This window comes from Synergistaceae bacterium, from assembly GCA_031272035.1.
GTDB lineage: Bacteria > Synergistota > Synergistia > Synergistales > Aminobacteriaceae > JAISSA01.
Genome location: JAISUO010000047.1, coordinates 14,251 through 39,520, shown reverse-complemented (window position 1 = coordinate 39,520; position 25,270 = coordinate 14,251). Strand labels below are relative to the sequence as shown.

At 55.8% G+C, this 25,270-nt stretch carries 21 protein-coding genes and 1 pseudogene; 15 read left to right on the top strand and 7 right to left on the bottom strand.

Going from position 1 to position 25,270, the window contains the following annotated elements; translation table 11 throughout:
* Nucleotides 1–16: 16 nt before the first annotated feature.
* The 9 genes and pseudogenes from LBR61_05865 to LBR61_05825 all read left to right on the top strand — a co-directional run bounded on the left by LBR61_05865 (nucleotide 17) and on the right by LBR61_05825 (nucleotide 9,291).
* Nucleotides 17–1,678, top strand: a complete 1,662-nt coding sequence (locus LBR61_05865) for a methylmalonyl-CoA mutase family protein (GenBank protein MDR1731603.1) — start codon at nucleotides 17–19, stop codon at nucleotides 1,676–1,678.
* Between the two features lie 38 nt (nucleotides 1,679–1,716).
* Nucleotides 1,717–2,130 carry a cobalamin B12-binding domain-containing protein gene (locus LBR61_05860; protein MDR1731602.1) on the top strand — a complete coding sequence of 138 codons (414 nt, stop codon included), beginning with the start codon at nucleotides 1,717–1,719 and terminating at the stop codon, nucleotides 2,128–2,130.
* A 2-nt stretch (nucleotides 2,131–2,132) separates the two neighbouring features.
* Nucleotides 2,133–3,128, top strand: coding sequence for a methylmalonyl Co-A mutase-associated GTPase MeaB (gene meaB, locus LBR61_05855; protein ID MDR1731601.1), 996 nt, complete (start codon nucleotides 2,133–2,135; stop codon nucleotides 3,126–3,128).
* A gap of 47 nt (nucleotides 3,129–3,175) precedes the next feature.
* Complete coding sequence (locus LBR61_05850; GenBank protein MDR1731600.1) at nucleotides 3,176–4,363, top strand: pyridoxal phosphate-dependent aminotransferase; 1,188 nt, start codon at nucleotides 3,176–3,178, stop codon at nucleotides 4,361–4,363.
* A gap of 51 nt (nucleotides 4,364–4,414) precedes the next feature.
* Nucleotides 4,415–5,254, top strand: a complete 840-nt coding sequence (locus LBR61_05845; GenBank protein ID MDR1731599.1) for a putative hydro-lyase — start codon at nucleotides 4,415–4,417, stop codon at nucleotides 5,252–5,254.
* A complete protein-coding gene (locus tag LBR61_05840; GenBank protein ID MDR1731598.1) occupies nucleotides 5,247–6,017 on the top strand; it encodes a 5-oxoprolinase subunit PxpA in 771 nt (256 codons plus the stop codon). Before LBR61_05845 ends, LBR61_05840 begins: the two co-directional genes overlap by 8 nt.
* 14 nt (nucleotides 6,018–6,031) lie before the next feature.
* Nucleotides 6,032–6,769 carry a 5-oxoprolinase subunit PxpB gene (gene pxpB, locus LBR61_05835; GenBank protein MDR1731597.1) on the top strand — a complete coding sequence of 246 codons (738 nt, stop codon included), beginning with the start codon at nucleotides 6,032–6,034 and terminating at the stop codon, nucleotides 6,767–6,769.
* A pseudogene (locus LBR61_05830) lies at nucleotides 6,766–7,659 on the top strand (biotin-dependent carboxyltransferase family protein). The gene pxpB and the pseudogene LBR61_05830 overlap by 4 nt, the downstream one beginning before the upstream one ends.
* Nucleotides 7,660–7,746: 87 nt before the next feature.
* A complete protein-coding gene (locus tag LBR61_05825) occupies nucleotides 7,747–9,291 on the top strand; it encodes a methylmalonyl-CoA carboxyltransferase (protein ID MDR1731596.1) in 1,545 nt (514 codons plus the stop codon).
* A gap of 55 nt (nucleotides 9,292–9,346) precedes the next feature.
* Here the strand turns inward: LBR61_05825 and LBR61_05820 are convergent, their stop codons facing one another.
* The 7 genes from LBR61_05820 to LBR61_05790 form a co-directional block, all read right to left on the bottom strand.
* Nucleotides 9,347–11,779: a response regulator gene (locus LBR61_05820; protein MDR1731595.1), complete on the bottom strand. Its 2,433-nt coding sequence runs from the start codon at nucleotides 11,777–11,779 to the stop codon at nucleotides 9,347–9,349.
* A gap of 99 nt (nucleotides 11,780–11,878) precedes the next feature.
* Nucleotides 11,879–13,033 (bottom strand): FIST C-terminal domain-containing protein, encoded by a 1,155-nt coding sequence (locus LBR61_05815; protein MDR1731594.1) that lies wholly within the window; start codon nucleotides 13,031–13,033, stop codon nucleotides 11,879–11,881.
* Entirely contained in the window at nucleotides 13,030–14,061 is a 1,032-nt protein-coding gene (locus LBR61_05810) for a response regulator (GenBank protein MDR1731593.1), read from the bottom strand. The genes LBR61_05815 and LBR61_05810 overlap by 4 nt, the downstream gene beginning before the upstream one ends.
* The gene (locus LBR61_05805; GenBank protein MDR1731592.1) at nucleotides 14,058–15,116 is read right to left on the bottom strand and encodes a response regulator; all 1,059 of its coding nucleotides are present in this window, start codon (nucleotides 15,114–15,116) and stop codon (nucleotides 14,058–14,060) included. The genes LBR61_05810 and LBR61_05805 overlap by 4 nt, the downstream gene beginning before the upstream one ends.
* Nucleotides 15,117–15,323: 207 nt before the next feature.
* Nucleotides 15,324–15,842, bottom strand: coding sequence for a hypothetical protein (locus LBR61_05800; protein ID MDR1731591.1), 519 nt, complete (start codon nucleotides 15,840–15,842; stop codon nucleotides 15,324–15,326).
* A gap of 65 nt (nucleotides 15,843–15,907) precedes the next feature.
* Nucleotides 15,908–17,320, bottom strand: coding sequence for a HAMP domain-containing protein (locus LBR61_05795; protein ID MDR1731590.1), 1,413 nt, complete (start codon nucleotides 17,318–17,320; stop codon nucleotides 15,908–15,910).
* A 2-nt stretch (nucleotides 17,321–17,322) separates the two neighbouring features.
* The gene (locus tag LBR61_05790) at nucleotides 17,323–18,015 is read right to left on the bottom strand and encodes a response regulator transcription factor (GenBank protein ID MDR1731589.1); all 693 of its coding nucleotides are present in this window, start codon (nucleotides 18,013–18,015) and stop codon (nucleotides 17,323–17,325) included.
* Between the two features lie 306 nt (nucleotides 18,016–18,321).
* On the opposite strand from LBR61_05790, the gene rapZ reads away from it, so the two are divergent.
* The 6 genes from rapZ (at nucleotide 18,322) to LBR61_05760 (ending at nucleotide 25,270) form a co-directional block, all read left to right on the top strand.
* A complete protein-coding gene (gene rapZ / locus LBR61_05785; GenBank protein ID MDR1731588.1) occupies nucleotides 18,322–19,209 on the top strand; it encodes an RNase adapter RapZ in 888 nt (295 codons plus the stop codon).
* A 1-nt stretch (nucleotide 19,210) separates the two neighbouring features.
* Nucleotides 19,211–20,320, top strand: a complete 1,110-nt coding sequence (gene yvcK, locus LBR61_05780; GenBank protein MDR1731587.1) for a uridine diphosphate-N-acetylglucosamine-binding protein YvcK — start codon at nucleotides 19,211–19,213, stop codon at nucleotides 20,318–20,320.
* Between the two features lie 2 nt (nucleotides 20,321–20,322).
* Nucleotides 20,323–21,195, top strand: a complete 873-nt coding sequence (whiA, locus tag LBR61_05775) for a DNA-binding protein WhiA (GenBank protein ID MDR1731586.1) — start codon at nucleotides 20,323–20,325, stop codon at nucleotides 21,193–21,195.
* 65 nt (nucleotides 21,196–21,260) lie between these two features.
* Nucleotides 21,261–22,448: a phosphoglycerate kinase gene (locus LBR61_05770; GenBank protein ID MDR1731585.1), complete on the top strand. Its 1,188-nt coding sequence runs from the start codon at nucleotides 21,261–21,263 to the stop codon at nucleotides 22,446–22,448.
* Between the two features lie 64 nt (nucleotides 22,449–22,512).
* On the top strand, nucleotides 22,513–23,304 hold the full coding sequence (gene tpiA, locus LBR61_05765; GenBank protein MDR1731584.1) for a triose-phosphate isomerase: 792 nt from the start codon (nucleotides 22,513–22,515) through the stop codon (nucleotides 23,302–23,304).
* Between the two features lie 19 nt (nucleotides 23,305–23,323).
* Nucleotides 23,324–25,270, top strand: coding sequence for a hypothetical protein (locus LBR61_05760; GenBank protein ID MDR1731583.1), 1,947 nt, complete (start codon nucleotides 23,324–23,326; stop codon nucleotides 25,268–25,270).

Sequence of the window (25,270 nt, the reverse complement as noted above, 5' to 3'; positions counted from 1 at the left end):
AAGGAGAAAATCTGTTATGGAGAACGACGTGCATATTCTTGAAAAAGCCAGGCAGGAATGGCAGGAGGGGCCGCTGGCCAAAGCTCTGGCCAAAACGCCTGAACGGGAAAATCTTCAGGACGGGAGAATTTATACGCCGTTGGACGTCGATACGTCTTACGAGGGTTATGTGAAGAAGATCGGGTTTCCTGGTCAGTATCCGATGACCCGCGGAGGCCAGGCCACCATGTACAGGGGACGGTTCTGGACCATGCGCAGTTATTCGGGATTCGCGACCGCCAAAGAAACGAACGAGCGTTTCCGTTATTTGCTGAAGCAGGGGGTGACGGGCCTTTCCGTCGCGTTCGATATGCCGACGCAAATCGGTTACGATTCCGATCACCCTTTCAGCGACGGGGAGGTCGGCAAAGTCGGAGTGGCCATCGACTCTCTGGAGGACATGGAAGCTCTGTTCGAGGGCATCCCTCTCGATAAGGTCAGCACGTCGATGACCATCAACTCGCCGGCGGCGGTGATGCTGGCCATGTATCAGGCAGTGGGAGAAAAACAGGGCGTCGCCCCGGATAAGCTCAGGGGCACCACGCAGAATGACGTCCTCAAGGAATATATCGCGCGAGGCACCTACATTTATCCCCCGCGCCCTTCGATGCGCCTGACCGCCAATATTTTTGAGTACTGCAAAAACGTCATCCCGAACTGGAACACCATAAGCCTCGGCGCGTACCACATCCGCGAGGCCGGCGCGACCCCGACGCAGGAGATCGCTTTTGCCTTCGCCAACGCCATTGAATACATCCAGACCGCCATCGACGCCGGACTGGACATCGACGACTTCGCGGGGCGTATTTCATGGATCTTCACGGCAGACATCCGGCTGCTGGAGGAAGTGGCGAAATTTCGCGCCGCGAGAAGGCTTTGGGCAAAAATTCTCAGGGAGCGGTTCGGGGCGAAAAAGCCGTCTTCCTGGATGCTGCGCGTTCATGTACATACATCCGGGAGCGTTTTAACCGCCCAGCAGCCCCTCAACAACGTGATTCGCGTTTCGTTGCAGGCCTTGGGCGCGGTCATGGGCGGGACGAATTCAATGGCGACCTGCGCGTTCGACGAGGCGCTTTCGATTCCCACGGAAGAGTCCGCGACGCTGGCCGTTCGAACCCAGCAAATCATCGCTTACGAAAGCGGGGCGGCGGACGTGGTCGATCCCCTTGCCGGCTCCTATTACATTGAAAACATGACGGACCGGTTCGAGAGCGACGCCGAATCCCTGATTCAAAAAATTATCGATATGGGCGGAGCGGTGGCGGCCATCGAACGCGGATGGATGCAGAACGAAATTTCGAAGAGCGCCTATGTTCAGCAAATGGCTGTCGAGGACGGAAAGAAGACGGTTATCGGGGTGAATAAATTCACCGGCAACGACCGGGCCGATGTGGATTTGACTTCGGTGGATCCCGTCGTACAGGAGATTCAGATCGAAAAGAAGAAGGCCCTGATGAACCGCCGGGATAACGTGGAATGTCAGGCGGCCCTCGAAGCCCTTTCCGCGGCCTGCCGGGACGAAAAAGTCAACCTCATGCCGTTCATTCTGCGGGCGGTGAAATCATACGCCACACTGGGCGAAATCTGTGACAGCATGCGAAAAATCTTCGGCGAGTATGAAGCGGTCAAAACCATTTGAGTAAATTTATCTGAAAAGCGAACCTGAGAGGTGTAAAAATGTCGGAAGACAAAATTCGAATTTTAGTTGCAAAACCGGGGCTGGACGGACATGACCGCGGCGCGAAAATTATCGCCAAGGCCATGAGCGACGCGGGGTTCGAGGTTATCTACACGGGCCTTCGTCAGACACCCGAGCAAATCGCGGCCGCTGCCACGGCGGAAGACGTGGACGTGGTCGCCATGAGCATTCTCTCCGGCGCGCACAACACTCTCTTCCCCCGCGTTGTGCAGTGTCTCAGAGAGCGGGAAGGACAGGATATTCTCGTCATCGGAGGCGGCGTCATTCCCGATAAGGACATTCCGTTCCTGAAGGAAAACGGCATCGCCGAAGTTTTTACTCCGGGAACGCCAAGCCGGGAAGCGGTGGCCTGGGTGAAGAAAGCCGTGGAACAGAAGCGGCTTCAGCAATAAAAATGAATGGACGAAAGGCCGACGGCCCGGGTCTGGAAAAACTTTTGAAAGACGCCTTTTCCGCGAATCGCAGGGCGGTTTCGAAGTTGATAACGCTTGCGGAGAACGACCCTGAAATGTGCCTTGAGATATCGAGGCGAGTTTACGCGAAGACGGGTCGCGCCTGGCTGATAGGGATCACGGGGCCTCCGGGCTCCGGTAAAAGTACCCTGACCGATAAATTGGCCAAATTATTGAGAAAAGACGGCCAAAAAATCGGCATCGTCGCCGTGGATCCCAGCAGCCCCTTTTCCGGGGGCGCCATTCTGGGAGACCGGATTCGGATGAACGACCTGACTCTGGACGAGAACGTCTTTATTCGCAGCATGGCCACAAGGGGCCACCTTGGAGGACTTTCAGAATCCGTCCTGAGCGCGATCCGGATCTTCGATGCCTGCGGGTGCGCCTTCATCCTTATAGAAACCGTCGGAGTGGGGCAGTCGGAGGTGGAAATCGCGCGAATCGCCGACACCACCCTGGTGGTTTCGGTCCCTGGCCTGGGGGATGACGTTCAGACCCTGAAAGCGGGAATTCTCGAAATTGCTGACGTCCTGGTCGTCAACAAAGCCGACCGGGAGGGTGCGGAGGAGTTCGCGAACATGCTGAGAGCCGCGCAGTTACTGAGCGGAGAGTCCGGAAGCGAAACCTGGAAGACGCCCGTTGTCCTGACCTCCGCTCTTCAGAGCGAGGGCGTGGTCGAATTGATGGAAACCATTCTGAAGCACCGGGAAGCGGTAAATACCTCGAAAACTTTTGAAGAATTGCGAAGAAAACGCCTCCGCGAGGAGATATTGCTTCTGCTGCGTTACGAAACGTCGAAGCTGATAGACGGGCTGTTTTCGCTGGAACGGGACTTGGACGAGCGCCTGCCGGATATGTACAACCGGACCGTCAATCCATTCGACTGGGTTCAAATGAAAGTCGAGCGGATAAAAACCGCTTATGATCGTAAGTCGTGAACCTGAAATCTGTGGAAATCCGTATATGAAAGAGGGTACGCCGAGAAATGAAAAGTGAACGCGTTCTGCGCATGACTCCTTCCGCGACCATGGAAATCAACAGCACGGTGGCGCGTCTCAGAGCCGAGGGCAGGAATATTATTGGTTTCAATGTAGGCGAGCCGGATTTTAACACGCCCCGTTTCATCATTGACGCCTGCGCGGAAGCCATGCTGAAGGGAGAAACGAAATACACGGCGGTGGACGGTATCCTGCCTCTCCGTAAAGCCATCAGCGAGAAACTCGAAACGGAAAACGGCGTTTTTTACGCGCCCGACGAAATCGTCGTCTCCACCGGTGCCAAGCAGGCGCTGAACAATGCCGTTTTGTCCATCTGCAACCCCGGCGATGAGGTCATAATTCCAAAGCCCTGCTGGGTCAGTTACGTCGAAATCGTAAAACTGGCCGATGCCGCGCCGGTTCTCGTCGAAACGGACGCCGATTTTCAGCTTGACAACGAGGCCATTCGACGGGTTTTGTCTCCCCGAACCAGGGCCGTGATCATCAACACTCCCAACAATCCGTCAGGAGCGGTGTACGGCGAAGCGGCCCTGAGAGAACTGGGAGAAATGGCTGTGGAGCACGATTTTTACGTCATTTCCGATGAAGTCTATGAAAAACTCATTTATGGACAGAGCAGACACGTCAGCATCGCTTCTTTATCGAAGGACATTCGGGAACATACGATTACCGTCAACGGTTTTTCCAAAGCCTACGCGATGACAGGCTGGCGCATAGGATACAGCGCGTCGCCCTCCGATGTGGCGGCTTCCATTCGTTCCCTGCAGGGGCATACGACCTCAAACAGCACATCTTTCGTGCAATGGGCCGCGCTGGCGGCGCTGAAGGGCTCTCAGCAGTCCATCGAAGAAATGAAATCCGAGTTTGCCCAAAGACGGCTGTACATGGCAGAGCGTCTCAGGGCGTTGCCTGGCGTCGCCTGCGCGAACTCGGAGGGCGCTTTTTACCTCATGCCGGACGTCAGTTCCTATTACGGCAAAAAAACGCCCGACGGCGGGCGAATCGAGAATTCCGTCGATTTTTGCAAATACCTGCTGGAAGAGGCGCTTGTTTCCGTTGTGCCCGGCGTGGCCTTCGAGGCTCCGGACAACGTGAGAATTTCCTACTCGAATTCCATGAAAAATTTGGAGGAGGGCATGAGGAGAATCGAGGGAGCTTTGGCAAAACTGGCGTAATAAACGCAAAAGCTCCAGGAATCGTGTCCTGCCTGAAAGAGGGTGTATGTTATGGCAAATTATGCTGAAATGTCTCCAAAAGACCTCCGTCGGCTTATCCGGGAACAAAAAATCACCGGGGAAACTTCGGGGATGTGCTCCGGTTTTGTGCAGGCCAATCTGGTTATTTTAGCTCAAAAGTACGCGGAAGATTTTAGAAAATTCGCGGAGCGCAACCCCAAACCCTGCCCAATCCTGGAAATCACGGAGCCGGGGGATCCTTTTCTGAAAAAAATCGCGGATCATGCCGACATTCGCACGGATATTCCCCGTTACAGGGTTTTTCGAAATGGCGTCCTCGTTGACGAGCCTTATGACATTACAGGCTGCTGGCAAAATGACTTTGTCTGCTTTCTGATCGGGTGCAGCTTCTCGTTTGAAAACGCTCTGACGAAAGCGGGCATTGAAATCCGCAACATCGTCGACGGTCACATGGTTTCCGTGTACAAAACCTGTATACCCTGCGCCCCGGCGGGTATTTTCAAGGGCCCCGTCGTCGCGACCATGCGTCCCGTGCCGGAGAGTAAGGTGGACCTGGCTTACGAGGTTACGGGCAGACTGCCGCACGTTCATGGGATGCCTCTCTATCATGGAGACCCTTCCAAACTCGGTGTAGACCTGAATAAGCCGGACTGGGGAGTTCCAACCCGCTTCAACGAAGGGGAGGTTCCCGTTTTCTGGGCCTGCGGTGTGACGCCTCAGGCGGCGATAGAGAACGCCAAACCCGACCTGGTGATCACGCATACCCCCGCCTGTATGCTGGTTGCGGACATAAAAGATGAGGAACTGGAAGAAAAACTGTTTGGCTGTAAAGAAGCCGTTTATAAAAAAGGAAGTGAGCACAATGCATAAGATCGATCTGAACAGTGACCTTGGAGAAAGTTTCGGCGCTTATAAACTGGGAATGGATTCCGAAATCATTAAACACGTCTCTTCCGTCAACATGGCCTGCGGATGGCACGCGGGGGATCCCATCATTATGGAGAATACGGTGAAAATGTGCGCCAAAGCGGGCGTCGCGGTGGGCGCGCATCCCTCCTATCCCGACCTGATGGGCTTTGGACGGCGGCATATGGAGCTGTCCTTTGAGGAAGCGAAGGCCTGCGTGAAGTACCAGTTGGGAGCGTTAATGGCCTTCGCCGCCTCCAGCGGAGTGAAGGTAGAGCACCTGAAAGCCCATGGCGCCATGGGAAACGACTCCAACAAGGACGAAATTCTGGCGCGCGCTATTTGCGAAGCGGTGGCGGAAGTGGACAAAAACATTATTCTTTTGAGTTTCGTGAATGGAGCGGTTATCAGAAAAGCGCAGGAAATGGGCCTGCGTTTCGCGAACGAGGTGTTTGCGGACCGCGCTTATCGGGACGACTGCACCCTTGTACCGCGCAGCCAGCCGGGCGCCATGATCCACGACGCTGAATTCGCCGCGAAACGCATCATCCGCATGATCAAAGAGGGGAAGGTCGAAACCATCACCGGCAAGGTGGTGGACGTTTCCGTTCATTCGGTGTGCGTACATGGAGATACGCCCACGGCCGTCGAAATCGTTAAAAATCTCAGAAGCGCGTTGACGGCGGAGGGTGTTCAGGTGGCAAAACTGAACGACTTTGTCGCGTGAACAGAGATACGGTGATGAACGCAGCTTTTTTGCCGGTTGGCGACACTGCGGTGTCCGTACAGGTCGGAGATGAAATCAGTTTAGCCGTCAGCCGCAGGGTTTACGCTTTGAAACAATGCCTTGAGGACAATCCCGTCGAGGGGATTGCCGAGACGGTGCCCACCTACCGGGCGCTTATGATAAATTATCGCCCTGATGTCATTCGGTATGGCGCTTTGCTGGAGGCTTGCAAAAAACGTTTTGAAAATTTGGATCTCGATTATTCTTTTAGCTTATCGAAGGAAGAAATCTGTGAAATTCCCGTTCTTTACGGAGGTGAGTTTGGAGTCGACCTTGATGAAGTTGCCGTTTACCACAAAAAAACTCCGCAGGAAATTATCGATATCCATACCGCTCACGATAATTTCAACTACATGATGGGATTCACGCCCGGCATGGGGTACCTGGGGTCCGACAACGGGCTGACCATTCCCCGCAGACAGTCTCCGCGTCTTAAGGTCGAGGGAGGCGCCGTCATTATTTGGGCAAATCAGTCGATCGTTTTCCCCATCACAGCTCCAACGGGCTGGAACGTCATCGGAAAGACGCCGGTGAGGATTTTTGACATGAGGGAAGAAAATCCCTTTTTGTTTAAAGCCGGCATGTGGGTTCGTTTCCGGTCCGTCGATCAGGCCGGGTTCGATAAAATTGCCGAACAGGTGGAAGCGGGAGTTTACCGGTGTCGCTTTGAAAACAGGGAGGTGCGGCCATGAGCCTCGTCGTTGAGAAAGGAGGAGCCCTGACGACCATTCAGGACGCCGGACGAACGGGCTGGCAGCAGTTTGGAGTCCCTGTCGCCGGCGCAATGGATTTGCGATCTCTGAGGCTCGCGAACCTGCTTGTGGACAACGACGAAAACGAGGCCGCGCTGGAAGCGACGCTCGTCGGCCCCGTTCTCCGCTTCGAGGAGGACAACGTTTTCGCTGTAACGGGAGCGGATTTGAATCCATGCCTCAACGGAATTCCCATCTGTCGTTACTCCGCGACGGCCGCCAAAAAAGGAGACGTTCTCTCCATGGACGTTTCTAAAAGTGGCTGCCGCGCTTATATCGCTTTTGCCGGAGGCCTGAACGTCCCGCTCGTAATGGGAAGCAAATCGACCTATCTGCGAGGCGGTTTTGGGGGGTATCAGGGACGGAAACTGCAAACGGGGGATGCGCTGAACTTTACCGCGCCGAAAAAATCATTGCCCGGAATGGACCTGCGCAGTCTGACGCCGGAAATATTTCCCGGGGGAGAGGTCGTTTTGCGGGTCGTGCGCGGGCCTCAGAGTGACGCCTTTACGAAGAAAGGGTACGAAACTTTTTTTTCCGCCTCTTACGCCGTCACCAACGAGTACGACCGCATGGGAGCGCGTCTGCAGGGGGCCGTCGTCGAGCACGTCAAAGACGGCAACATCATTTCCGACGGAATCGTCATGGGATCGGTTCAGGTTCCGTCCAACGGTCAGCCAATCATCATGCTGGCTGACAGGCAGACGACGGGTGGTTACGCAAAAATTGCGACGGTCATATCCGTCGATATTCCCCTGCTCGCGCAAAGTCAGCCGGGAACCGTCATTCGCTTTCAGGAAATCGGCGTTGACGAGGCCCAGGAGCTCTGGCTCGCGGACTGTCGTTACCGGGAGACCTGCCGTCTTCAATTCCAGCTTCCATTCCAGCTTCAATTCCAGTCAGACGGGGCTTTTCTCATGGACAGGCTCTGTGAAGAACTGGAGGAAAAGAGGAAAACCGCGGTTCGGGGGGGCGGAGAAAAAGCCGTTGCGAAACAGCATGAGAAGGGCAAATTGACCGCCAGAGAGCGCATCGAACGAATTGTGGATCCGGGAAGTTTTGTGGAACTCGATGAATTTGTCGTTCACCGCTGTACGAACTTCGGCATGGAAAAACAGTCTTATTTGGGAGACGGGGTGGTGACGGGGTACGGAACTGTCGACGGAAGAATTGTGTACCTGTTCAGTCAGGACTTTACCGTTGTCGGAGGTTCTCTGGGAGAGATGCACTCCAAAAAAATCTGCAAGATCCTGGACCTCGCGATGACGAACGGCGCGCCGTGTATCGGGATCAACGACTCGGGCGGCGCCCGCATTCAGGAAGCTGTCGACGCGCTCTCCGGTTATGGTCAGATATTCTATCGCAACGTCAGGGCCTCCGGCGTCATTCCCCAGTTTTCGATCATCGCCGGCCCCTGCGCGGGGGGCGCCGTTTACAGTCCCGCGCTCACCGATTTCGTGTTCATGGTGGATCAGGTTGGGATTATGCACATCACCGGCCCGCAGGTCATCAAATCGGTGACGGGGGAGGACGTTACGTCGGAACAGATCGGGGGAGCCCGGGCGCACAATCAAACCTCCGGCGTGGCGCATTTTTTCGCCAAAAATGAAGACGAGTGCTATGAACAGGTGCGCAAAACTCTCTCCTTTCTTCCGAACAACAACATGGAAGATCCGCCCTTCCGGGAAACGGCAGACACCCCCGACCGCATGGACGTCTCTTTGCGGAAGATTGTTCCGGTTCAGTCGAATAAATCCTATGACGTTCGGGACGTCATTCGCAGAGTCGTCGACGATGGAGGTTTCTTCGAGATTCAGGAGATGTTCGCGCAAAACATCGTCATCGGATTTGCCCGCGTCGGAGGCAGAAGTGTGGGCATTATCGCCAACCAGCCCAAAGTCATGGCCGGGTGCCTCGATATCGACGCCTCCACCAAAGCCGCTCGCCATATCCGTCTCTGCGACGCTTACAACATCCCGATCCTCACCTTTCAGGACGTACCGGGCTATCTTCCCGGTCTGAAGCAGGAAATGGGCGGGATCATCAAACACGGGGCGAAGCTTCTTTACGCCTACAGCGAGGCGACCGTCCCCAAAATTTGCGTTGTCCTGCGAAAAGCTTATGGAGGTTCCTACATCGGAATGTGCGCCAAAGACCTTGGCGCAGATGTGGTGCTGGCCTGGCCGGGCGCGGAAATTGCCGTCATGGGTGCGGAAGGGGCGGCAAACATCATCTTTCGCAAAGAGATTGAGGCTTCGGCGGATAAAGAAGCGCTGCGCCTCGAAAAAATCGAGGAATATCGCAAGGCCTTCGCAAACCCGTACGCCGCGGCGGGAAGAGGGTTTGTCGAGCGGGTTATTCTGCCGGAGGAAACGCGTCCCGCAGTGTATCAGGCGTTGCTCATGACCACAAACAAACGGGAGTTTCCTCCGGTGCGCAAGCATGGACTGATGCCCTGCTGATGCCGGCGAACAGACGGATGGATACGATACTTTGTGACAGGTGATTCCGGGAACGTCAGTTCTTTTTTTCTGCGAGGAGGTTTTCCAGCCGCTCCCGTATCGTCTCGTACTCCAGGGCGTTGAGCTGTTCCCTCAGCCACTGAATCAGCTCGTTTCCCGTCTCGTATTCGTAACGCTCCAGTTCCGTGAGAATTTCTTCCATCAGCAAAGATTTGTAATGTTTGCAGGCCTCCAGCAGCTCTGTCAGAAGAGCGCTGTCCGGGCCTGCCACCCGTTCCCTTCCCCTCGTGCTTTCCGATGATATGCCGGCAAGGAGTTCTTCCAGTCTGGAAAGCAGGTCCTTCACCGTGGCCACAAAGGACACGTTCCCCGCCCGCACCATTTCGAAATGTCCCGCCCGGGCCGCCTGCTCCAGCGACTCCGCCCTCCGGCCTGTGGCGTCGGCCCGTATGCCGTAGCTGGCGCCCTTCAGTCCGTGTACCGTAATCACGTAGTCTTCGAGATTTTCTCTGCTCACCTGGAGCATCTGTTCCAACAGGTCGGGGGTGTGGGTCGCGTAGGACCGTAAAACGTCCAGATAGGCTTCCTCGCCGTTGCAGCATTCGATGCCCGCCACCAGGTCCACGCCCTCCAGGATTTTTCCCTTCAACAGCTCCTGACGCGGAAGCAGGGGTTTCGCGTTTTCCCGGTCTTTTTCCGTGTGTTCCATCAATTGCAGCGCCGTCCGGTCCGGTTTGGGAATCCACTGCCGGAGAACCGCGTCAAGCTGCATAATATCTATGGGCTTCGAGATAAAACCGTTAAATCCGTTTGCCAGGAACATTTCGCGATTTCCGGCGAGCGCGTTCGCCGTCAGGGCCACCACCGGCAGATTTTTGGCGTAGTCCGTTTCCATTTCACGGATGATTCGGGTCGCCTCGATGCCGTCCATTCCCGGCATCATGTGGTCCATGAACACGATGTCGTATTTCGGCTTTTCCTGCCGAATTTTCTCCAGAGCCTCCTCTCCGCTTTCAGCGCAGTCGATGGTGAGGCCGTAGGGGAGCATGAGGCCCTTCGCCACGTCCAGATTGATGGGCACGTCGTCCACGATCAGAACCTTGCCCCAGGGCATGTAGGTGCGAATGAGATTTTTGCTTCGAGAGCGCCTTGTCTCAATAAAGTGAAATTCTTTCAGTTTTTTCACGGTTTCTTCGCCGATGGGCGTCTCGTCGGACACGACCTGGGGAATCTCGACTTTGAAGCTGCTGCCCTTCTGGTATTCACTTTCCACCGAGATCGTCCCGCCCATGATGTCCACAAGGTTCTTCGTAATGGAAAGGCCCAGCCCCGTTCCCTCGATGTGGCGGTTCGCCTGGGTGGTAATCTGGGTGTACCTTGAAAAGAGCCTGCCCATGTCCTCCCTGCGGATACCGTGTCCCGTATCGGTCACCTCGAAAATCAGCCAGGCGGTTTTCGATCGATACTCCCAGTCGATCCGGAAGGTCACTTTTCCCGCGTCCGTGTATTTGATGGCGTTGGAGAGAAGGTTATTTAAAATTTGCTTTATTCGCAGTTCATCTCCGCAGAAGAAGGAGGGGAGGGTTTCGTTCAGAAAAAGTTCGAAGGTGATGTTTTTGGAGCCGATGCGAACCATGTTGAGCTGGACCGTATCGTTGATCATGGCTGCGATGTCGTAACGGGCCGGCAGCAGCTCGAAGCTCCCCGACTCGATTTTCGAAATGTCCAGAATATCGTTGACGATACTCAGAAGGTTCGACCCCGAGTTGTAAATTTTTTCCAGGTTTTCGTGGGTTTTCTTCGGCAGCGTGTTGCGCAGTTCCATCTCGGAAAGGCCGATGATGGCGTTCAGGGGCGTGCGAATCTCGTGACTGATCGTGGCGAGGAAGGCGCTTTTTGCCTGAGAGGCCGCCTCGGACTGACGGGCCTGCAGAACGTCGGTGAGGTCGTGGAACAGCGCCATGGAGCCCGTGATGCGGCCTTTGCCGTCCAGCATGGGAGTGAAATGAATGGTGTAGGTGTGGGGATTTCCCCTTCTGCTGAAATCGATGGTCCACTCCAGATAGGCGCTGGTCCGCTCTTTCTTCGATTTAACGAAAATATCGGCGAGGCGTCGGGCTTCTCCCGCTTCCATCAGGGAGCTGAACACCTCGAAAAATTTTCTGCCTCCGATCAATCCAAAGTTTCGGATTTGAGCGCTTTTCAGAAAAGTATCCGTGGAGTAAAGAAATCGGTCCTCCTGATCGAACAGAAGGATGATGTCGGGGCTGTTTTCCAGTATCAGGTCCAAAAAAATTTCACGATGGGATCTTTCCGCCGACAGCACGGCGCTCAGGGCCATACTGCCGACGGTGGTGGATTGAACCCTTTCCGCCAGTTCCAGCATCGTCCTCAGGCGTCGGGCCAGCTTTGCGTTTTCTCCGCGCAGCCGTTCCGTTTCTTCTTTTAACTGCCGATACTCTTCGGGTGTTGGAATCTCATCAAACAAAAAATTCGCCGCCTTCTGTCCCGCCGTCGTTCTGACTGTGTGACAGTGTCTTCCGTTTGAGTTATTTTACTCCAAAGTCATATAAATCTGGAGATGTTTTCAAAACGCGCAGGTCGTCAGAGCCAGGTTGTGAAAACGATTCACCAGACGCCCGTCGGAGTCCCGTACCGGACAGATTTCCCCTCCCGTGTAGGCGAACAGGAAGGGATTCTCCCCCAGACCGGAGCGAAAAAGATCGAGTTCCGCTCTGTTTTTCCATTTCAGGGCGAAATTTCTGACCACGCAGGACCCCACCAGCAAAAAATCGCGCCTTTCGTTCAGAGTCGTTTCCACCAGCCTCTCCGCCGACTCCAGAACGTCATCGGCGTCGATGGTCCCGATTCCAATGGTGGAGTTGACCGGGGCCGTGCCTCCCAGAACGGCATATCCCTCCGGCGTCTGTCCATAGATGGCGTATACGGCCGGGGGGGTCCCGTCGTTGCAGTCCACGATCAGGGGAATGGTTTGGGTTCCCGAGATTTTGCCCTCTCTCACGAGGCCCAGGGACTTCATGTATTCGATGACGGCTATGCCGTTGACTTCTTTCAGAATGTTGGCCTCGGACGCGGTGACGATGGCCTTGCGCTTCATGATTTTGTTTTCGGGAATTGAGGAGACTCTGAACCTGGGTTTGATGTTCCCCGACACAAGGACCATGGCGAAGGAATCCTCCCGAACCTGGTCGTTGTAGATAACGAGAGGTTTTCTGAAGAAAGCTGTAAAATCGGAAGGAAGCATGCCGAATATCGGAATATTTCCCGAAATTGCGTCCAAATGTTTCACCAGCAGATCCAGAGGGACTTTCCCCTTGAGTACCGGAACGAAGGAGAGCATCAGCGCGGCCTTTTCCGGTAAAGGGCCGGCGACTCTGTCGTAGAGGTCCCGCAGCCCTTTTTCGTATCCTCCCTCCAGAGAGTCCGAGAGCCCGGCGGAAAAGGAAACGTCGTCACTGGTCAGGACCGCCAGGGAAAGAACCAGCTGCCCGCCTCCCCCAGGGGTGGCGCTGCCCAGGGTGTTGACGCCCACGAGGTCAAAGGGCAGACGCGCGGCAAGAGCACTGACAAGCCCTGTCGTCACGCTGTCCGCACAGCAGGCCAAAAGCCCCACGGAATTTTTCAGCAGGCTGTGCTCCAGGTCCAGCCGCTCCAGAAGAAGCTCGACGCTGGAGGTCAGGTCGTCCAGTTCTTCCGTGCAGGCGGTCAATACCTTAATCATGAAAAAATTCCCCTGTCCGTTACCATTTTTTCGAATTCCTTGCTGCAGGCGTCGAAAATGTCGATGAGAATTGGATCGAACTGAGTGCCCCTGCCCTCCAGAAGAATGCTTCGGGCCTCGCTGGGGCTCATGGCGCTGCGGTAGACGCGGTCGTCCACCAGAGCGTCATAAACGTCCGCCACCGCCATAATACGACCGATCAGGGGAATATCGTTCCCCTCGAGACCCTGGGGATAGCCTTTTCCGTCGTACCGCTCATGGTGGGAGGCCGCGATCATGGTTGCGTACTGCAAATATCGCTGAGCGGGGGTCCGCTCGTACATGTGCTTCAGAATTTCGGCCCCGATGATGGTGTGACGCTTCATGGCGGTGAATTCCACCTCGTTCAGCCGTGCCGGTTTGAGCAGAATGCGGTCGCTGATTGCGATTTTGCCGATGTCATGCAGGGGCGCGGCTCGAATAACGGACTTCAGTTCCTCCGCGGAAATTTCATCCGAAAAGTGACGGCATTTCATCACTTCCCGCCCCAGGATTTCCACGTATCTGCTGGTGCGCATGACATGGCCTCCCGTGCTTTCGTCACGGCACTCAATCAGGTCGGCGAAGGAAGAAGCGATGCCGTCCGACATTTCCATAACGGAGTTTTCCAGACGGGTCTGCCAGGCAGAAAAACGCAGATGAAGTCCGAGGCGGTGGAGCAATATGCTTTTTTCCACGGGCTTTGAAATGAAGTCCCTCGCCCCCAGAGAGAGCCCTCGCACCTCGGTTTCGACGTCGTCCCGGGAGGTGAGGAAGATGACGGGAATATGCTCCAGCCAGGGATTTTGCCTCAGACGGGCAAGGGTTTCGAATCCGTCCATGTCCGGCATTTCGACGTCCAGCAGGATCAAATCCGGTTTCTCCTGGATGCAGATCTGCAGGGCGAGAGCGCCGGACTTTGCCAGCAGAACCTCATAATCCGCGGCAAGCTGAGCGGCAGCCTGCCGCAGACTCGTTATGTTGTCGTCCACGATGAGGATGCGTTTCACAGCCCCGGGTCGCCTCCGAACCTTTTCCCCAGCAGCCTTGATCTCGCGTGCAGTTTCGAAAAATCATCGTACAGAGATTCAAAAACGTCCACAATGTAAGGGTCAAACTCCGTGCCTTTTCCGGCCAGGATGACCTGCCGCGCTTCTTCGTGGGTCAGAGCGGGCCGGTAAATACGGGGCGTTATGCAGGCGTCGTACACGTTCGCCACGGCTATGAGCCTGCAGCACAGGGGAATATCTTCGCCTTCGAGTCCGTAGGGATAGCCTTTTCCGTCGTATCGCTCATGGTGGCCTTCCGCGAACAGCTGAGCGTATTTGAGATAGTCCTGGGTGGGGGTTCGATCGTGAATGGACTTCAGAACCTGGGCGCCGATAACCGTGTGTTTTTTGACCTCGTCGTATTCTTCGGGGGTCAGGGATCCCCGTTTCAGCAGAAAGACGTCGCTTACGCCTATCTTGCCGATGTCATGAAAGGGGGCGGCCCGGATCATGAGGTTCAGATCTTTTTCGCTGAAGGCGTCGGAGTATTTTCCGTCCCGCATCAGGGCGCGTCCCAGCAGTTCCACGTATTTGCTGGTCCGCAGAACATGCCCGCCCATTTTTTCGTCCTTATATTCGATCAGTTCCGCAAAAGAGATGACCACGTTGTCTTCCAGTTCTCTCACGATCTGCTCCAGATGGTGCTGATAGGTGGAACATCGGAGGTGAAGGTCGATTCTGTGCAGGAGGATGTCTCGGTGGGCCGGCTTGACTATGAAATCCATGGCCCCTGATTCGAGGGCCCTGACCTCGGTGGCCACGTCGTTGCGACTCGTCAGAAAAATGACGGGGATCTGGTTCAGCGGCGGCGTTCTCTGGAGTTCCGCGATGGTTTCGAACCCGTCCATATCCGGCATTTCAACGTCAAGCAGAATGAGATCGGGACTTTCCTGCGCACATATCTGGAGAGCCAGCTCTCCCGACCGCGCGAGAAGAACGTCGTAGGTTCCCGCGAGCTGTACGCCAATTTGTTTCAGAACCGTCAAATTATCGTCTACAACCAATATACGCTCCATCACTCATCCACTTTCCTCAGTTTTTTGTAAGAAAATGTTTTAAATATCTATTTTGTTTTTATTGTTCTGCGATGACTCAAGTGTATCATGTTCCGGGGAAAATATGAAAGCCTGTACAACCACAATTTCATCCGAAATCTCATCCGGAAACCGGCGCCTGAAACTTCCGGACGCTGATCGGATTGAGGCAAAAAAGAGCCGCCGGCTCTAAAATCTGCCGCTCAGAGCGCGCCGGCCTTCGAGTTGACGGGTTCGCGTGCGAAGTTTTTCGATTTCCTCGACGATTGCGTTTTTGCCCTCGGCGGGAACGTCCAGTTCGTCCAAAATGGCCACCAGCCGATCCTCCAGTTTTGAGAGCTCGGTGGGAGTGCAGGGAAGGGTGCGTCCGATGTTCTTCGCGGCGGTTACGGCATTTTCAGAAACCAGAAGGGCCAGTTCTCTCAGGGTGCTTTCCCGGTCTCCCTTTCCGCCGGAGACGACGTTGTCCCCGGCGTCGTCTCTCCGGGGCCGACGGGGCTCCCCGACGGCGAAATACAGGAAAAGAGCGGTCAGGGCGAACATCGCCAGTCCGGCCGGGTAACGTTCAAGGTAAAAAAGATGACCCGCGGCGACGCCTCCCGCCATTCCCCAGATAAAAAGCAAAGCTTTGGAAAATCCTTTCCATGTCAGTCTTTTTGATGTAAAACCGGCAGAACCGTTCGATCCCATGGGGGTCACACTCCTCATTTTATATCCCGCCTATTGTCCGTCATTTTACCGCGGGACACAACGTCACATGAGCCGTCATTTTTTCAGATTCGCGGCAGAAGGACCGTGAAGGTGCTGCCCCTGCCGGGCTCGCTTCGGACGGAAATGGAGCCGCCGTGGGCTTCCACCGCCGCCCGGGCAATGGACAGCCCCACGCCGCGGCCTCCGGTCCCCCGTGTTCTGGATGCGTCGGCGCGGTAGAACCGTTCGAAAATGTGAGGCAGGTCCTTCGGTTCGATTCCCATGCCGGAGTCCTCGATGTCGATTTTGGCGTTTTCCTCCGAGGCGTCGAGGCTCAGGGTCACCGTCCCGCCCTTTTCTGTGTAACGCACGGCGTTGGACAGGAGATTCTCGATGACGTGACGAAAACGTCCGGAGTCGATATTCACCATAATTTGCTTTTTTTCCGGAAATTTTCGGATCAGCGTGATTCCGGACCGGGCAAAAAGCTGTTCGAAGGAGTCCAGTATTTTCCACAGAAAATCCCCCAGGTTCCGTTCTTCCATTTGAAGGGAGAGGGTTTCTCCCTCAAGGTTCGACAGCCGCTCCACCTCCGCGATCAGCTCGCTCAGGCGGTCAATTTCCGTCACGCAGAGCCCCAGCCGCTCCGGAGATGCGTCCCATACGCCGTCTGCCAGAGCTTCGAGCTGGGATTTGATGACCGTCAGAGGGGTTCTCAGTTCATGGGCGATGTCGACCATGAGACGCTGACGCAGTTTTTCCTGTCCGTCCAGCGCGCGCCCCAGCTCCTTCACACTTTCAGAAAGCGCGTCCATCTCCAGGATGCCGCTGGGTTTTTCCGGAGGCGCGTCGTAGTTCCCCCGGCTGATGCGCTGCGCCTGCTCCGCGGCTCGAAGCACGGGACGGCTGAGATCTCCCGCCACGAAAAATCCCAGAGCGCAGGCCAGGGCCACCATAAGTGCAGCCCCTTCTATGGCGTAGATTCCGAGGCGTTTCACGAACAGCATCTCGCCTTTTCCGGGCATCGGGGGCAGGGCGACGATCAGCGTTCCAATGGGCTTTCCCTCGTGTTCGAGGGGAATCCTGTTGAAGCCGCTCCGGAGCGTTCTTTCACCCGGACCCGCTTTCGAGCCCTCTCTTTCGCGGTGCTCCGGCTCCGGGGGCAGAATGGGAGGAGGCCCTCCCTCGCCGGGATTTGCCGGGAACACCCGACGTCGGTCCGCATTGTAGAGGGCCAGGCTCATCATGGGCATTCTGGAGGCCTGACGCAGGACGTCCCGAACCCGGGTGGGGTCCCAGAAATTTTCCTCCTGATAAAGAGAAATCAGGGAACCGGCGATCTCTCGGATATCGTATTTCTTCCGTTCCTGTAAATATCCCCTGAATTCCTCCAGGGTAATGTATATACTGGCCATGGGGACGAGAATGCCCGAGAGCAGGGCCAGTAAAACGTAGAGCAGCAGCAGGTGGGCTCGCAGGGAATGTTTGATTTTCATGTTCATTCCGGTCGGGTGTCGTCGATTTTATAACCAAATCCGTGAACGGTCTGTATCCACCCGTTTTCACAGCCCGGTTCGGCAAGTTTTTTGCGGAGGTTTTTGATATAGGTGTCCACGGTGCGGTCGAACCCGTCGTACTCGTCTCCCAGAGCGACGCGGATAATGTCGTCCCGGGACCAGGTTCGGATGGGAGGCGTGGCGAGTGTGGAGAAAATCAGAAATTCGTTGCGGGTGGCCGATACAGGGCGTCCGTCTTTACGGATCTCCACACGGTTGGGGTCCACCTCGATTCGGGAACCTATCTTTATAATATTTTTCAAATCTCCCTGAGTTTCGCCGTTTTTGCGGAGGTTGGCCCGGATGCGGGCCATGAGGATTCGGGGGCTGAAAGGTTTGACCACGTAATCGTCGGCGCCGGCGTCGAGACCGGCAATGACGTCGTTTTCACTCCCCCGGGCCGTCAGCATGATGATGGGGACGGCGGAGGCGGAACGGATGTTCCGGCAGACCTCCTCGCCGGAAAGTTTTGGAAGCATGAGGTCCAACAGCACCAGGTCGAAGGGTTCCCGGGCCCAGAATTCGAGGGCTTGTTCGCCATCCGCGGCCCATCGGGTCTGATACCCTTCGCGGGTGGCGTAGGCCCCGATCACGTCAGCGATGGCGGGTTCATCTTCCACGATCAGTATTTTCATGCAAACACCCCCAGAAATATGTCTGTCTTACATGATAGAAAAAAAAAGGGGAGAAAATATGAAGAAAAACGCCCTTCTCGCGAAAAACTTTTTTTTTGCGCGGATTTTCGCGGAACTCTTTCCTTTGTTTCCCGTTCGTCTCGGGGATTTTTCCTGGAAGGTATACAATTATCGCGGCCCGGTGATTCTCATGGCGCTTTCACCGCGCGGTTTGAGTTAGAATTATGAAGAAATTATTGAATTATGAATAAAATTATTAATAAAGTATTTAAAAGTATTAAAAAGAAAGTTTGGGCGATGTATAAAATGGAAAAAACAAAAGAAGGCGTCCGGCAGTGCATTATCGTCACGGGGATGTCCGGGGCTGGAAAAACCACGACGCTCAAGGTTTTGGAAGATGAGGGTTTTTTTGCCATAGACAACATTCCCCCCCTGCTTCTGCCTCAGCTTTTTCATCTTTTATCGGACCACAGGGCGGCCACGGAAATGGGCATCGCCGTCACAATCGACGTGCGAAGCGACCGGCTTCCGGATGATTTTACGAAGGCCGTGGCGCTGATGAAGGAGATCACCTCCAATGTGACGGTTCTTTTTCTGACCGCCTCGGAGGAGGCTTTGCTCAGCCGTTTCGAGCAGACCCGACGCCGTCACCCTCTGGGAGAGAACCTGTCGGTTCAGGAGGGCATACGCAGGGAACGCCTTTTACTGGCGCCGGTTCTGGAAAAGGCGGACCTGGTGCTGGACACCTCGCTCATGGATCCCCAGCAGTACCGCAAATATCTCATCGGCGAGTTCGGACGCAGACAGGGCAGCGTTTCTCTGATGCTCTCCTCTTTTGGGTTCAAGCACGGGGTTCCTCAGGACAGCAATTACGTGTTCGACGTGCGTTTCCTTCCCAATCCGTTTTACGTGGCGGAACTGAAGCTCCTTTCGGGCATGGACGAGGCCGTTCGGGAGTATCTGAAATCTTTTTCGGAAACTGGAGAATTTTTGACCTCCTGCACGCAATTTCTCGATTTCGTCATTCCCCGTTACCTCAATACGGGCAAGTCCCTGCTCCACGTGGCCATGGGATGCACGGGAGGGCGGCATCGATCGGTGGCCGTCGTGGAGTGGCTTTTCGAGCATTACAGGGATATTCCCGGAGGAATCAGCGTGAACCACAGAGACCTTTCGAAACTGCAGGTATTCTGAAATGGATTGGACCACGGGGTTTATCGTCGGTATTTTTACCGCTTTTTTTATTATTGTCGTTTTCGACGTTCGAGGACTGAGGAGAACACGTAATAAGGAAGGAAACGATCCCTTCAGAGGGGCCATGAGCTACCGGCTGGCCACCGGACCCTGTATCGTGGCGGTTGGGGGAGGCACGGGACTTTCCACGCTGCTGAGAGGAATCAAGGGCTTTACCCGCAACATTACGGCGGTGGTGGCGGTGACGGACGAGGGAGGAAGCTCGGGGCGGCTCAGAATGGAATGGGGCGTGCTGCCGCCGGGGGACGTGCGCAACTGCATGGTCGCTCTGGCCGAAAACGACAACGCTCTGAGGCGGGTGCTGGATTTTCGCTTCGACCACGGAGAACTGGCCGGCCACAGCCTGGGAAATTTGCTTCTTCTGGCGGTTTCAGAACTGTGCGGGGATTTTCGGATCGCCGTCGAACAGATGAACGACCTGCTGGCCATTCGGGGCAAGGTTCTGCCCGTGACCACGGAGGCGATCTCTCTGGTGGGGCTCACCCTGGACGGCCGGAAAGTGCGGGGAGAACTGGAGATCTCGAAGTACGGCCACAGCCTGAAGGAAATCTGGCTGGAACCGGAGGGCGCGCGGCCTCTGGAGGAGGTGCTTCACTCCATTGACGATGCCCACATCATCGCCCTGGGGCCGGGCAGCCTCTTCACCAGCGTCATTCCCAACCTTCTGCTTCCGGAGTTTGCGGAGAAACTTCGGGAGTCCCCCGTGCCGAAGGTGTACATCTGCAACCTCATGACCCAGCCGGAGGAAACGGAGGGGATGAACATTCTGAATCACCTGGAGTGGGTTTCTGCCGCGTTGGGTCAGGTTCCGGAGTATATCGTCGTCAACAACGCTCCGATTCCGGATGAACTGGCGGCGGGTTATCGGCAGGAAAACGCCAGACCCCTCTATCTGGACCGCCATCAGCGCAAAAAAATTGAGGCGCTTCAGTGCAGGATCATCGAAGTTCCCATGGTGCAGGTCCTCGACATGAAACTCGTGAGGCACGATTCCTTCAAGCTGGCGGGAATCCTTCTGCGTCTCTGCCGTGAGCCGGAGCGAAACCCATAGCCATGCACTCTCCGGAGGAAGACCTTTGGGACGAATGGGCGTCATTTCCGCTTTCTTCCGAAGAGAGAGCCACGTCGGAGGCGGCGGGCATCGTGACGGGACTGCGGGCGGGCGTCAGAACCCGGAAGAACGCTCCGGACGAGATATTTCTCAGCAGTTCCCGCCTGTGGGTTTTGCGGCGTCTCCTGAAAATCTGGAGGCTTTCAGGGTGGGAGCGGGTTTTGGACCTGAGCGGACGGACCCTCGTCTCCAAAACGACGAAGGGGCCCGTGCGGCTTGCCCTGCCTGAAGACGTTTACGAAGAGGTGACGCGTTTCGCGCCTCAGAGGAACTGGGACTGGATGCGGGGCCTGTGGGGGAGCTGCGGTTCTCTTTATTTTCCGAAATCCGGTTATTATCTCGCCCTTCGCCTGAAGGAAAAAGACGTCTTTTCCCGCGTGGGGAAAATTCTGCAAAGGGCCCGTATCCTCTGGAGCGAGCGCGCGGTACACAGCGCCTGGGAGGCGATTTTGCGGGATCAGGAGGAAATTGTGACTTTTCTGAGTAAAATCGGCCTTTCGGGAGTGTCGCTTTCCATAGAGGACAGGGCGGTTCTGCGGTCGGTGCGCAACCGCGCCAATCGTATGCGCAACTGCGACACGGCCAATATTCGAAAAACCCTGAAAGTGGCCGAGGAGCAGCTGGAGCTGGCCCGAAAGCTGAAGAGGGAAGGACGGATTGAAACGCTGCCGGGCCCTCTGAGGTCTCTTGTGGAGGCCCGACTGGAATATCCCGAGTCGTCGCTGGCGGAACTTGGGGACGTTTTATCTCCTCCGGTGACGAAAAGTACGATAAAATATCGATGGAAACGTTTATGTGAATTGCTGAGTGAGTGAAAAACATGTCGGGGAAGTTTTTCCCCGATGAAAATGTCTGCAAACCAATTAAGGAGGATACTGCGGTGAAACTGAAAACATTTGGCCCTCAGGATGTCGCAAACAGGAAAGTGCTGGTTCGCGTCGATTTTAACGTTCCCTTTAAAAACGGAAAGGTTACGGATGACGCTCGTATACGCGCTCACGCTTCGACGGTGAAAAAACTTCTGTCTGCCGGGGCGAAGGTGGCCCTGGCGTCGCATTTTGGCCGCCCCAAGGGGAAGCCCGTTCCCGAGATGTCCCTTGGACAGATTGTCCCTGATGTGGAAAAGGCCTACGGCGCAAAAGTGCATTTTGTCGATGAGTGCGTGGGGCCGAAGGTGGCGGCTGCCATGGAAAAACTTCCGAAGGGAGAAATTCTGCTTTTGGAGAACGTCCGTTTTCACGCCGAAGAGCAGGAAAATGACGCCGCTTTCGCCGCGGAGCTTGGGAAACCCTTCGACGTTTTCGTCATGGACGCCTTCAGCGCCGCCCACAGAGCCGACGCTTCCACAAACGGCATCATGTCCGTGCTGCCTTCCTTCGCCGGAGATGTCCTCGTGAAGGAGGGGGAGATGCTGGGGGCCGTCAGCGAGTCTCCCGTGAAGCCCTATGTCCTCATCCTGGGGGGAGCCAAGGTCTCCGACAAAATCGAGGTGGTGGGGAACCTGCTGGACAAGGCCACGACGATCCTCATCGGAGGAGGCATGGCTTATACCTTCCTGAGGGCGCAGGGGTATTCCGTGGGAAAATCCCTCTGCGAGGAGGACCGGATCGATTTTGCCCGTGAAACCCTGAAAAAGGCGGAGGCGAAGGGCGTCAAAATTCTCCTGCCCCTGGACAGCGTCGCTGCCGACGGGCTGGACGCGACGGAAACGGCTGTGGTCGACAGCGCTTCGATGCCGGCCGATAAAATGGGACTCGACATTGGACCCAAAACGTCGAAACTTTTCGCTGAAGCCCTGACAGGCGCGAAATCCGTGCTCTGGAACGGTCCCATGGGCGTGTTCGAAAACAGGCTTTTCGCCGCCGGAACCACAGCGGTGGGGGAGGCCGTCGTAAAATGCACCGCGGCCGGGGCAACCACCGTCATTGGAGGCGGAGACACGGCTTCCGCCGTTCGGGAGTTCGGCTTCGACGACAAAGTCTCCTGGGTTTCCACCGGCGGAGGGGCCAGTCTCGAATACTGTGAGGGAAAAAAGCTGCCGGGCATGGCTCCTCTTGAACAGAAGTAAATGCGATGCCCGTGAAGTGCCCGTGAAGGGAGAAATTTTTTAAATAAGGGAGACTTTGTTAATAATGAAGAAAATCCATTTATACGGCAACTGGAAAATGAACCTGACCCGGGGAGAAACGGCGTCGTTTTTCAGGGATCTGACCGCGCGTTTTTCCGCGGTTCCTGCGCTTGCCGCGGCGGCGGGGCATACGCTGGAGCTGGCCGTCTTCCCTCCTTTTACCTCCCTCTCCGCGGCGGAGACGGCCATTCGGGACATGGACAAAACGCTGGCTCCCATTCTGGGCGCTCAGAACGCGTATTTCGAGGCAAAGGGCGCTTTTACCGGAGAGGTTTCCCTCCCCATGCTGAAGGATGCGGGCTGCACCCACGTGATTTTGGGGCACAGCGAACGGCGGGCGATCTTTGGCGAGGGCGACGGCCTGATCGCCAAAAAGGTTAAAGCGGCTCTGAGCTCGGAAATGACGCCGGTTTTCTGTTATGGAGAAACCCTGGGCGAACGGGAGGACGGAAAGACCTTTGACGTCGTGTCGAGACAGTTGAAGGCGGTTCTGGAGGTGCTTTCCCCCGAGGAGATGGAAAAAATCGTCTATGCCTACGAACCGGTGTGGGCCATTGGAACGGGCAGGTCCGCCACGTCCTCCGAAGCCCAGGAGGTTTGTGCGTTCAGCAAAAAGCTCATTCAGGAGCGGAGCGGACGTTCTCTTTCCCCTGTGGTGCTTTACGGCGGCAGCGTCAAACCCGATAATTCCCGGGAGCTTCTCTCCATGGACGCCATCGACGGCGCTCTTGTGGGCGGAGCCTCCCTGAAGGCGGAGTCCTTTTTGCAGATTTATGAAAGTTATGCCGGAATATAAAAATCGGGGAGGTAATCCTTTGTTAAAATTCCGAAGATTTCTCTTATGTGTGCTCGTTCCCGCGTTGATTCTGATTATCGCTCCGGCCTCCGCCTGGGGAAGGAATCCCGAAGAGGCGCTCAGCGTCAGGCCTGAGAAATCGGTCTGGCTTTCGATTCGTCTGGAAGACCTGGGGGGCGTGCTGAGAACCGTTTTTTCTCCGGAAAATGTGGAGATGTTCATCACCCCGGGGATGGCCCTCAGCGACGCCAGCAATCTTCGGCTCGTGGCCGGGATTGCCTCGCAGATTCCTGCCCGGTCGGTGGCTGTGCTGATGGGAATGGACAAGGACGAAAAGCCCTTTCTGCAGGCAGCCATTGCCCTGCCGCCGGAGATGCGCTCCAAACTGGATCTCATTGCGGCGGGAAAGGCCAAAGCGGAGGACATGGTCACGCTTGTGCTGGGAGATGCCGGACTGCTTCTGGCGGGGGCCGTCAAACCGGCCCTGCGAAAGGGGAAATCGGGGCCCTACTATCTCATCGACAACGAAATCGCTCTGAGCGCAAAGGAGGACCTGCTGCTGCTGGCGCTTTCCCCCGGCGACCTTCAGAGTTCTCTCGATGCTTTGAGCAATGCGAAAAATCGCTTCGCTCCAAAACGTAAATTCAACGATCCCGACTATTATTTCCTGCACGCGGATATGGCCACGATAATGGCGGCGGCCGATATGAACAATCCCAAAGAGGCGGAAGCGGCAAATTTCCTGAAGAGTTTCTTCAAAGCGCCTCTGGAAGTCGAGACGGCTTTCCGCTCCGACCCCGGCAATTTCAGAATTTCCACTGCGGTGAACATTGAGGCTTTTTCCGGTGAGGAACGCCTTAAAAAAGAAAAACCCATCCCGGGGGGCGGCATGTTTCTGGCCGGCAGGGGGACAGTTCTGCTGGGAATGGCGGGAAAACCGTTTTTCAGCGCGGCGAACCTGAAACTCTGGCCGGAGCTGGAGAAAGCGTGGAAGCAGATTGTGGCCGGCGCATCCCGGATCGGCGTTACGGAGAAGGAGATCGAGAACCTTCTGTCGGGGAATCTTTCTCTGGTGGTGGGCGGGGAGGCCTCTGTCGAGGGTTATCCCGTGCCGGGAGCGTATGTCACTCTGACGGGGCAGGAGGGAGCCGCGGCTTCGATCCTGAAAAAGATTTTTGAAAATCCGGAGCTGACGAACGCCATCCCCTTCGCACCCCTGAAGGTCGAGGGATGGGAGACGCTCGTGCGAGTGGACCCCGCTCTGGTTCCGGCGCCGCTGTTGCTGGGAAACAGAGACGACACGCTCTTTTTCGGGATGCTGAACTCCGAAGATTTGAATGTAAAGCCGGAAGTTGCGCCGGCGGCCGCCCCGCTTCTGGAGAAAGAGTTTTTTTCCGTGGGCTTTATCGACGTCGCTCAGATCTGGAGCCGGATAAGAGCGGAATTTTACGACGCCGACTCCCTGATGGGGCAGGCTCTGTCGACGCTTCAGCCCGCCTGGAAAGAAGCGATTCAAAATGTTCTGGAGGCGGATCTGCCGGTCTCTTTCATCACGATGCAGGCTGCCGAACTGGGAATGGGTTTCCTTGATATTTCTCTTGTGGAGGTGGCTCCGGAAAAGCGCCTTCTTCCCCGGATCATAGCGTCGGCGCAAAAGCTGGACCTCTCCGACGACGGTCAGGAATCCCCGCTTACCCTTCTTTTGACGGTTCGCGATGCGATTGAGGCCGAGAGCCCCGACACGAGTATCGAGGAGCTGAAAGAGGAATTTTCCGATTTCGTGTTTTTCTTTGAGGTGAACGGCAGTTTGTACATCGGCGTGCAGGTGGCGGGAGACGCCGATAAGCTGGAGCTGATCGAAAACGCCGAAAAATTCGGGTTTACAGGTTCCGCGGGCCTCGACCTGGCGCCCTCCGGCGAACCCTACGACGGACAGGAAGTCGTCTGGCTGAAAGTCGAAAGATAA